Here is a 10022-nt window from a genome sequence, read left to right as displayed (position 1 = left end):
CCCCTGATGATGTTATCTAAAAAAATTATTACAATGAAAAAGTTTATTTTATCTTTAGTACTCATGGCTGTAACAACAAGTTACAGCCAAGAGTTAAACCTACCAGTTTTTACACAATATTTGGCGGACAACCCCTTTGTTATCTCACCAGCATTTGCCGGTATCGGGGATAACCTTAGAATTAGGGCAAACGGTCTTACACAATGGGTGGGGATTAAAGATGCGCCGGACAACCAATCGGTTTATGCTGATTTTAGAGTACTGGATCGTTCCGGGGTTGGTATAAATGTTTATAATGATAAAAATGGTTATACGCGTCAAACTGGAGCTAAAATTTCATTTGCGCACCACATCATTTTAGATTACTATTCTAAGCAATATCTGTCTTTTGGACTTTCCTATAATATCAATACTTTCCGTATTGATACAGATGAATTTAATAGTACACCCAATCAGCCTTTTATTGATCCGGGAGTTACAGATAATCGTTATAATGCGAATAGTAACTTTGATATTAGTGCTTTGTACCGTAATAAAAGTTTCTATGTGAGTTTTAATGCCAATAACGTTTTAAAGAAAAATACAGATAAATACAGAGGAGTAGAACCATCTTTACTTTCCAACTACCAGGTATATTCCGGATATGTATTTAAAGATGGAGAAAACAGCCGTATCGAATACGAGCCGTCTGTTTACTACCAATATTTTGCAAGTGATAAACGTTCTACAACCGATTTCAACTTCAAATACAGACGTTACAATCGTTACGAAGATTACTACTGGATAGGAGTTTCATACCGTTTCCTAAACGACCAGTTTCCTAAACCATTATCAGTTGGGCCAATGGTAGGTTTCATGAAATCTAAATTCTATTTTGGATATTCATACCAGGTAATGTTCAACGATTTGGGTAACTATAACACAGGTACACACTCGATAACTATTGGTTTCGATTTCTTACAGGCAATCAGTAACTGTCCTTGTACACAAAGTCCGGTTCACGATTAAAGAACATTTTCAACAATTTAACAGCTAATTTGTTTTTTTTCTTAACTTATAACGTTTTCGTTATTACAGATAGGTTATTTTTATATTTATTGATACTTTAAAAGTTCTATATTTGTTTTTCTTTCAAAAAAACTAAAAAATTATCTAATGAAAACTTTAAACGATTTCGATTTTAAAAATAAAAAAGCAATTATCCGTGTTGACTTTAATGTACCACTGGATGAAAATTTTAATGTAACTGATGCTACACGTATCGAAGCGGCAAAACCTACAATTGATGCTATTTTAGCACAAGGTGGAAGCGTAATTTTGATGTCGCATTTAGGAAGACCAAAAGGTGTTGAAGAAAAATATTCGTTAAAACATATTTTAAAAACAGCTTCAGAAATTTTAGGAGTTGAGGTTAAATTTGCTGAAAATTGTGTTGGAGAAGTAGCTCAGGCTGCTGCCAAAGATTTAAAGCCCGGAGAAGTTTTATTACTTGAAAATTTACGTTTTCACGCTGAAGAAGAAGCTGGAGATGTTGCTTTTGCAAAAGAATTGGCTTCACTTGGAGACATCTATGTAAACGACGCTTTTGGAACAGCACACAGAGCACACGCTTCAACAACAATCATTGCACAATTTTTTCCAACAGAAAAATGCTTCGGTACATTATTGGCCAAAGAAATAGAGAGCTTAAACAAAGTACTTAAAAATAGCGAAAAACCGGTAACTGCAGTTCTTGGAGGATCAAAAGTATCTTCTAAAATCACTGTTATCGAAAACATCCTTGACAAAGTAGATCACATGATCATTGGCGGCGGAATGACTTTTACATTCATTAAAGCGCAAGGTGGTAAAATTGGAGATTCTATTTGTGAAGATGACAAACAAGAATTGGCACTTGAAATTTTAAGATTAGCCAAAGAAAAAGGAGTTCAGATTCATATTCCGGTTGATGTAATTGCTGCAGATGATTTCTCAAACACAGCAAACACAAAAGTGGTAGATGTTACAGAAATTCCTGACGGATGGCAAGGTCTTGACGCAGGTCCTAAATCTTTAGAAAACTTCAAAAAAGTAATTTTAGAATCAAAAACTATTTTATGGAATGGTCCTTTAGGAGTTTTTGAGATGGAATCATTTGCAAAAGGAACAATTGCTTTAGGGGATTATATTGCCGAAGCAACAGAAAATGGAGCATTTTCATTAGTTGGTGGCGGAGATTCAGTTGCTGCCGTAAAACAGTTTGGTTTCGAAGACAAAATGAGCTATGTTTCCACTGGTGGCGGGGCTATGCTAGAAATGTTAGAAGGAAAAGTTTTACCTGGAATCGCTGCGATTTTAGACTAAAATATCACAATTAACATTTTTTTACATAATTTACATCCATAAACTGGTTAAGTTTGCAAAAGTAAGGTTTCTATAATAGTTTGATTTATAGAATTTTAAAAAAATGTTATATGATTGTAAAAAAAATATCATTAGTTGTTTCTGCTTTTTTTTCAATTTCGATGTTTGCACAAGATGTTGCAAAGACAGATCTGGAAATTAAGCCAATTGTAAAGATATCGTATTTAGATTCTGTTAAAAATTCTTTTAAAAGAGACGAGATGGCAACTCGCGTAGATAGTCTCTGGATGAACGAATTAGTAAGTTTAGATATTTACGATGATCTCACGAAAGACATTCAAACCATCAACACAGATGTTACTGTAGATGAAGAACTGCCAACAGAATTGCTTAAACAGCGTCTTCAGGCAATGAATGAGAAATCACCTTTTGAGATTGAATACAATCAAGGTTTAGAAAACATAATAAAGTCGTTTCTTAAAAATCGTAAAAAGTCATTTTCACGATTAATGTCTTTATCAGAATATTATTTTCCAATTTTTGAAGATGCCTTTGCAAAACAAAATGTGCCTTTAGAAATTAAATATTTAGCCGTTGTAGAATCTGCTTTAAATCCTAAAGCAGTTTCTAAAATGGGCGCCACGGGACTTTGGCAATTCATGTACGGAACCGGGAAACAATACGCACTTAAAATAGACTCATACATCGATGAACGCAGTGATCCGCTTAAAGCAACAGCTGCATGTTCAGAGTACATGACTAAAATGTACAATATTTTTGGTGATTGGGAGCTGGTTTTAGCTTCATACAATTCAGGTCCGGGAAATGTTACCAAAGCAATTCGTCGTTCAGGCGGAAAAACAAAATACTGGGACATTCGTAACCACCTTCCAAAAGAAACCCAAGGTTATGTTCCCGCTTTTTTAGCCACAATGTATCTTTTTGAATACCATAAAGAACACGGAATTAATCCTCAAAGAGCTGTAGTCAAAAACTTCGAAACAGACACCGTTCAAATCAAAAACCAAATGTCATTCAAACAAATTGCAGATTTGTTAGACATGCCACAATCTCAAATACAACTTTTAAATCCATCTTATAAATTAAACGTTGTGCCTTTTTATCAGGGAGAACCACATTATTTACGTTTACCAAAAGATAAAATCGCCACATTTGTTTCAAACGAGGATAAAATTTACGACTACGTAGCCTATCAGTCAAGAAATAAAACCATGCCGGTTCAATTAGCTTTAAAGGTAACCCCAAAAGCAAAAGCAAAACTGGAAAAAACAATCGATACAGATGTTAAGTGGTATAAAGTTCAAAAAGGAGATAATTTAGGAGCCATTGCCTCAAAGTATAATGTAAACATTATCGACTTGAAAAAATGGAACAATCTTAAATCTAATGCCGTTGCACTTGGAAGAAATCTAAAGATTAAATCAGATGTTGATCCTATAATCAAAAATCCAAAAGAACTAAAAGCAGCACTTGCAGTAGAAAAAAGATCTGAAGAAGCAATTGCCGCTGCAGATGATAAAGATAAAAACAATACACAATCACAGGAATATGTTGTAGTAGCCGGAGATAATTTAGGAAGCATTGCTAAAAAATTCGGTACGACTATTGCGGAGTTAAAAGAACTGAATAGTCTAACTTCAAATAATATTGGTTTAGGTAAAACACTGGTAGTTTCTAAAACAACACCTGAAATTATTGACGAAAATGCTGTAAATACAGCTATAGCTTCAAATTCTTCGATTGATTCATTCAAGAAAAAAGCAACTTCAGCCAAAGATCTTGGAGAAGACTATTACGTTAAAAAAGGAGATTCGTTATATAGTATTTCAAAAAAATATCCTGGAGTTACCATTTCAGATATTAAAAAATGGAATAATATAAAAGACGGAGACATTAAACCCGGAATGAAACTTAAAATAAACGGATAGTAAAAAAATCTTACATAAATTTGGGTTTTATTTCATAAATTAAGAAAATGAATAAAACCCATTTTTTATTGCTGCTAATTCCATTTGTACTCATTTCATGTTTCAGGAATGAAAAGCAGTCCCAACCAGTATCCGGCAAAACAAATTCGATCTCTATTATTATAGACGATCAATTGTGGTATGGAGAAGTAGGCGACAGTATCCGGAATAAATTTGCCTCACCGGTTTTGGGCCTTACCCAGGAAGAACCCCTATTTACCATAAATCAATATCCTGCCCGTTTGCTAGAAGGTTTCGTGACCGACAGCCGTAGTATAATTGTAGTCAAAAAAGCCGTTACAGACAAATTCGAAATCAATCACAGTAGAGCATTACCCCATAATACATTTCGTATTTATGGCAAATCTGTAGATGATATTATTTGTAGTATTGAACTTAATTCAGGACAAATTATTAAGATCATTCGGGATGCCGAAATAAAAAAAATCCAGGAAGATAACAGCAAATCACTTCTAAACCCTGCCGTTATAAAAAACAAATTCCATATCGATTTACAAATTCCAACAGGTTATGAATACATGTTGCACAAAAAGAATTTCATTTGGCTAAAAAAAGATATCATCAGCGGCAATACAAGCTTACTTATTTACCAGATACCTTTGCGTAGTTTTAAGAAGAACTCAAATACGATAACCAATATTATCAAAATGCGTGATTCTATTGGAAGCTACATTAAAGGACGCGAACCCAATACCCGAATGATTACCGGTGAAGCTTATGCACCTTATTTTTCTGCAACAACCTTAGACGGCAAAAATGCATATGAGACCAAAGGAACCTGGGAACTTAAAAATGATTTTATGTCCGGGCCTTTTATCAATTATGCCATTGTAGATGAAATGTACAATAGGATTTTGGTTATTGAAGGGTTTTGTTATTCGCCTTCAAATCAGGAACGCGATTTGATGTTCGATTTAGAAGCAATTATAAAATCAGTTAAAATTGATAAACGTTAAGAATCAGATCAGAACACAATGAACTAATATTTTTCTTATTTTTGTTTTGTAACAAACATTAAAACAAAGAGTTATGAAAAATTCAATCACAGTATTAGTAATGTTACTACTGTTTTTTGCTTCCTGCAAGAAAGAAGTAAAAACAGAAGTTGGAACCGTAAATGCTACAGACAGCATTAGCACAACAGAACCAATTGCCGAACAACTGGTAGATTCAGCAACAGAAATGAAAGCCTGGCAAGCATATGCCAAACCCGGTGAACCTCATAAACTAATGACAGATGAAGTAGGAACCTGGAATTGCGACATGACTTTCTGGTATGAGCCAAATGGAAAACCCGAAAAATCAAGTTCTACGGCAAATGTCAAAATGATTCTTGGCGGACGTTATCAGGAAACCAGTTATGAGGGAAAAATAATGGGACAGCCATTTGAAGGAAAAAGTACCCTTGCTTATAATAATGCCAGCAAAGAATATACTACAACTTTTATCGACAATATGGGTACAGGAATGATGGTGGCAAACGGTACATACGATGACAAAACAAAAAGTATGGAACTGAAAGGAGATGTGGTAAATCCTGTAAGTCAGAAAAAAACGCCCTTTCGTGAAATTTATACCATTGTAGACGCGCAAACGCGTAAAATGGAAATGTTTGACGTAAAAAATGGAAAAGAATATAAAAGCATGGAAATCATAATGAAGAAAAAATAAGTTTTTTATTCAATCAAAAAGTATAAATCCTGATTGCAGTTTGTAGTCAGGATTTTTATTTAATGTAATTTTGCTTAACTTTTATTAAAACAGAATATACAAGAATACACAATGGAATTAAAATGGAAAATAAAGCCGTTTGAGGCATTAACAGTTAACGAACTATATGATTTACTCAAAGTAAGAAGTGAAATCTTTGTAGTAGAGCAAAATTGCGTTTATTTGGACCTTGACGGAAAAGACAAGAAAGCATTACACCTAATTGGGGAGTACGATGGTAAAATTGTCGCTTATGCACGTATATTCGATGCAGGAATAAGCTTTGATAATGCCTCGATTGGCAGAGTAGTTGTAGATGCGAATTATCGCGACAAAAAATGGGGACATGATTTAATGCGTGAAGCTATTGCAGGAATAAAATCTAATTTCAATACAGATAAAATAACTATTGGCGCTCAATTGTACCTGAAGAAATTTTACGAAAGCCATGGATTTGTCCAAACCAGCGAAATGTATCTTGAAAATGATATCCCGCACATTGAGATGATAAAAGAATAATTTTTAAGCAATTTAAAATTCATTGAACTAAGAATAATTTATAGTGCAAAAATTAATGACACATTGTTGCGTTTGTTTCTATAATTGTATTTTAAATTTATAATTCATTTAAAAACAATCGAATAGTAGTTTTTCTTAGAGTTAAACTTTAAGTCAGAAAGCTATAATTTGGTAATTAAAAATTCTACACGACGATCAAGAGCATCGCCTTTTCCCAAAGGATATTTATTGCCACAGCCTCGATAAGTCATTCGGTTTTTAGAAATTTTTTTCGAACTCAGATAATTAAAAACTGTCTTTGCACGATTCCGGGAAAGCTTTCTTTCTTTTGTGTCTTTGTCAATTCCGTCACTATAAATTGGGGGAGTGCAGCAAACATGACCTCTTATTTCGAAATGCATGTTCTTTTGTTTTTCTAAAATAACTACCACTTTGTCCAGTTCTTTTTTAGCAATTGAAGTAAGTTTTGAGCTTCCAAGATTAAATAGAATATTTTCGAGGAAAACTTTATCGCCAACTTTGATTTTATTGCTAAACGAATTATATATTCCTTTTCCAAGGTTGTTTTTCTTAACAACAATCAAATCAACCCTACGATTTCTGGAACGAGTTTCATGAAGATTTTCAACCGTGTCAGCTTTAATCCTGACGCGCCCTTTTCCTTCAATAATTATAATTTTAGTCTGATTATTAAACCCGGCCGAAACTAATAGCTTCTGAATAGTTTTGGCACGATTATTTGATAAACGGAAATTGTATTCGTCATTCCCGCGGTCATCACAATACCCATAAATTTCTATTGACTCTACTTTAGAGCTGTCAATATCTTTAATAAAACAAGTTACAACTTCGGTTTGTCTGGGCGTAAGATCGAATTTATCAAATTCGAAATAAATGGTTTCAATAGTGTTTTGCTGTGCCGATAAATTGTAAAGAATAAACAGAAAAATGGCGCTACAAAGTTTCATTTTTACATCTTTAAAATCGTTTTATATTCAGTTTGATTATTTAAAACATTTACCGCTTTCTTAATCTCTGAATTGTTCCTAATATAATATTGATATAATCCCTCCTGATATTGATATCTCTTAATCAGTTCTTCCTGAATCAGGTTTCTAATTTCCTTTTGGTTTTTATCCAATAAAGTTGTTTCACTTTTTTCAAGTGCTGCCAATAATTGTTGGTATTCCGGAGCTATCGTTTCATCAATTTTTTCGTTTTTGGCTGCAGCCAAAGTATTCTTCAAAGCTACTTCAGTCTCCGTATCAAAACTAATTTTGTTTGCTTTTAAGTATTGTTTGAAACTAGCGTAATCAGCATCTGAAACCGTTGGGATTTTATCACCAAGATTCGGGTTCTTGTAATAATAGGTTGTTGCGTAATCAAAGATTCCGTCATTTTTTAGTAACGCAGTCGTGATCGGGCTCATTTTAGCTTCGTCTAATTCAATATCCGGCAAAACACCACCGCCATCATAAACCGTTCTTCCTTTTCTGGTTTTAAAAGCATTAAAATTTTTAGCATCCGTTTTTTGAGCAACACCATTTTTATCCTTATGGGCATAATCTAAAGCCTGAATACAACGGCCTGAAGGAGTATAGTAACGGGAGATAGTTACTTTTAGCTGAGTTCCGTAAGTCAGATCAACTGAACGCTGCACCAAACCTTTTCCAAAACTACGGCTTCCCAAAACCACTGCACGATCTAAATCCTGCAAAGCTCCCGAAACAATTTCAGAGGCAGAAGCACTTCTTCCGTTTACCAAAATAGCTAATGGAATCTGAGTATCAATAGGTTCTTTAGTCGTTTTATACGTATTATTATGCTTTTCGATTCTTGATTTTGTAGTTACAATAACTTCATTCTTAGGAACAAATAAATTACAAATATCAATGGCTTCATTTAGTAAACCACCTGGATTTCCTCTTAAGTCAAGCACGATTTGCGTAGCTCCGTCAGCTTTTAGTTTTTCCAGCGCTTCTTTTACTTCAGTTGAAGCTTTACGGCTAAAATGTGCCAGAACAATATAACCCGTTTTATCATCAATCTTTCCGTAGAACGGAACGGATTTAATATCCACTTCATCCAAAACCAATTCAGTTGTAAATGTTTTTCCCTGACGTAGATATTTAATCTGGATTTTAGTATTCTTAGTTCCTTTCAGCAATTGCGAAGCATCATCTTTAAAATCAGCAATCAAAACATCACCAATCTGGATAATTTCGTCACCCGCTTTTAGTCCGGCTTTATCAGCAGGATAATTTTTATAAGGTTCACGAACAATTAAACGATCTTTTTTTCTGGATATCAAAGCACCAATTCCGGTATATTCTCCCGTATTATTGATCTTGAAGTTTACAACATCCTGCTCATTAAAGTAAACCGTATAAGGATCTAAACTTCCTAACATGCTCTTAATGGCTTTATCCATCAAGTCACCAGGATTTGTTTCGTCGACATAATTGGTATTAACAGCTTTAAATAATGTGGTGAAGATTTCGATTTGCTTGGCAATCTCAAAAAAGTCGTCTTTGAAACTGGTTCCAATAAATAAAAATCCTGCCGCAACAGTTGGTATGATGAATTTCTTTTTGAAATAAGGATACATGATTATAATTTTTTTCTTTTAAATCTTTTTCTAATAAAATAGGCGAATACGCAAAATAGTATAATAAATGGCCAAAGGCTAATGATGGATATTAAAAATTCGGATAGGCTAAAAAATCCGGATTGAATGGCAGTCCAGATTTTTGATCCGTACGAAGTTTTTACCCCTTCTTTTTGAGCAATGGTTTTGTAGAATTCGATTGTAACAGTGCTTTCTGATACACGATTTTCCAGGTATTTTAGTTGCCCTTCTTTAGCTTCAATTTCTTCGCGAATGGCTGAAATTTGCTTTTCAATTTCCAGAATCTCACTTATTTTAGTCGCTTTTTGTAATATTTCTAAGTAACGGGCTTCGAGTTTACGTTTGTTATTTAGTCTTGTGGTTAGGTCAATATATCGTTCGGTTACATTTTGAGCCGAAATATCTTTTCTTTCAAAATAAGAGACACCTTTTGAAACAGAATTTATAAATGCATCAAAATTCTCACTTGGAACACGAATGGTTAGATTTCTATAAATGTTGTTATAATCTTTTCCTTCAGAATCATTTTCAATCGTAGCTTTATTTGTAGCAATTGCAGTTTGAATTTGCTTAAAAGTTTCTTCTAAATCATTAGTTTCAAATCGAAGAGAAGCTTCTTTGATAATTTTTTGAGGAATTTGAGGAGAAGCAGGCTCAGCTTGTACATCTGAAATGGGAGCAGATTCATTTTTTGCAGGAAGTTTAATGGCACTAACTGCCATCTCTGCAATTGGCTCTTCGTGTTTACCACAACCCGTAAAGCTAAAAAGAACAAAGAATAAAATGGAAATATATTTCATATCTATTTCAAA

The 10022-nt window shown here is 33.8% G+C and carries 9 protein-coding genes; 6 read left to right on the top strand and 3 right to left on the bottom strand.

Going from position 1 to position 10022, the window contains the following annotated elements; all coding sequences use genetic code 11:
- Window positions 1–33: 33 nt before the first annotated feature.
- The 6 genes from RC62_RS08380 to RC62_RS08355 all read left to right on the top strand — a co-directional run bounded on the left by RC62_RS08380 (window position 34) and on the right by RC62_RS08355 (window position 6581).
- Complete coding sequence (locus RC62_RS08380) at window positions 34–1008, top strand: type IX secretion system membrane protein PorP/SprF (RefSeq protein ID WP_055094548.1); 975 nt, start codon at window positions 34–36, stop codon at window positions 1006–1008.
- Between the two features lie 147 nt (window positions 1009–1155).
- Window positions 1156–2343 (top strand): phosphoglycerate kinase, encoded by a 1188-nt coding sequence (locus RC62_RS08375; protein ID WP_055094434.1) that lies wholly within the window; start codon window positions 1156–1158, stop codon window positions 2341–2343.
- 110 nt (window positions 2344–2453) lie between these two features.
- Window positions 2454–4292, top strand: coding sequence for a LysM peptidoglycan-binding domain-containing protein (locus RC62_RS08370; protein ID WP_055094433.1), 1839 nt, complete (start codon window positions 2454–2456; stop codon window positions 4290–4292).
- A 47-nt stretch (window positions 4293–4339) separates the two neighbouring features.
- Window positions 4340–5308, top strand: coding sequence for a DUF4837 family protein (locus RC62_RS08365; protein WP_055094431.1), 969 nt, complete (start codon window positions 4340–4342; stop codon window positions 5306–5308).
- A gap of 73 nt (window positions 5309–5381) precedes the next feature.
- On the top strand, window positions 5382–6023 hold the full coding sequence (locus RC62_RS08360) for a DUF1579 domain-containing protein (RefSeq protein ID WP_055094429.1): 642 nt from the start codon (window positions 5382–5384) through the stop codon (window positions 6021–6023).
- Between the two features lie 111 nt (window positions 6024–6134).
- Window positions 6135–6581: a GNAT family N-acetyltransferase gene (locus RC62_RS08355; RefSeq protein ID WP_055094428.1), complete on the top strand. Its 447-nt coding sequence runs from the start codon at window positions 6135–6137 to the stop codon at window positions 6579–6581.
- 161 nt (window positions 6582–6742) lie between these two features.
- Here RC62_RS08355 and RC62_RS08350 read toward each other — a convergent pair whose 3' ends face one another.
- The 3 genes from RC62_RS08350 to RC62_RS08340 are packed head-to-tail and all read right to left on the bottom strand — an operon-like array spanning window position 6743 to window position 10010.
- Window positions 6743–7549, bottom strand: coding sequence for an OmpA family protein (locus tag RC62_RS08350; protein ID WP_055094426.1), 807 nt, complete (start codon window positions 7547–7549; stop codon window positions 6743–6745).
- 2 nt (window positions 7550–7551) lie between these two features.
- Complete coding sequence (locus RC62_RS08345; RefSeq protein ID WP_055094424.1) at window positions 7552–9189, bottom strand: S41 family peptidase; 1638 nt, start codon at window positions 9187–9189, stop codon at window positions 7552–7554.
- A gap of 2 nt (window positions 9190–9191) precedes the next feature.
- Window positions 9192–10010: a DUF4349 domain-containing protein gene (locus tag RC62_RS08340; RefSeq protein WP_055094422.1), complete on the bottom strand. Its 819-nt coding sequence runs from the start codon at window positions 10008–10010 to the stop codon at window positions 9192–9194.
- Window positions 10011–10022 lie beyond the last annotated feature (12 nt).

It is taken from the genome of Flavobacterium aquidurense, from assembly GCF_001404985.1.
Classification (GTDB): domain Bacteria; phylum Bacteroidota; class Bacteroidia; order Flavobacteriales; family Flavobacteriaceae; genus Flavobacterium; species Flavobacterium aquidurense_B.
The sequence above is the reverse complement of the archived record's forward strand: the minus strand, read 5'-3'. Positions and strand labels throughout refer to the sequence as shown.

What these genes read in the sequence shown, in the direction of transcription:
- RC62_RS08380 (WP_055094548.1), top strand. Translation starts at nt 34, where the DNA reads ATGAAAAAGTTTATTTTATCTTTAGTACTCATGGCTGTAACAACAAGT.
- RC62_RS08375 (WP_055094434.1), top strand. Translation starts at nt 1,156, where the DNA reads ATGAAAACTTTAAACGATTTCGATTTTAAAAATAAAAAAGCAATTATC.
- RC62_RS08370 (WP_055094433.1), top strand. Translation starts at nt 2,454, where the DNA reads ATGATTGTAAAAAAAATATCATTAGTTGTTTCTGCTTTTTTTTCAATT.
- RC62_RS08365 (WP_055094431.1), top strand. Translation starts at nt 4,340, where the DNA reads ATGAATAAAACCCATTTTTTATTGCTGCTAATTCCATTTGTACTCATT.
- RC62_RS08360 (WP_055094429.1), top strand. Translation starts at nt 5,382, where the DNA reads ATGAAAAATTCAATCACAGTATTAGTAATGTTACTACTGTTTTTTGCT.
- RC62_RS08355 (WP_055094428.1), top strand. Translation starts at nt 6,135, where the DNA reads ATGGAATTAAAATGGAAAATAAAGCCGTTTGAGGCATTAACAGTTAAC.
- RC62_RS08350 (WP_055094426.1), bottom strand. Translation starts at nt 7,549, where the DNA reads ATGAAACTTTGTAGCGCCATTTTTCTGTTTATTCTTTACAATTTATCG.
- RC62_RS08345 (WP_055094424.1), bottom strand. Translation starts at nt 9,189, where the DNA reads ATGTATCCTTATTTCAAAAAGAAATTCATCATACCAACTGTTGCGGCA.
- RC62_RS08340 (WP_055094422.1), bottom strand. Translation starts at nt 10,010, where the DNA reads ATGAAATATATTTCCATTTTATTCTTTGTTCTTTTTAGCTTTACGGGT.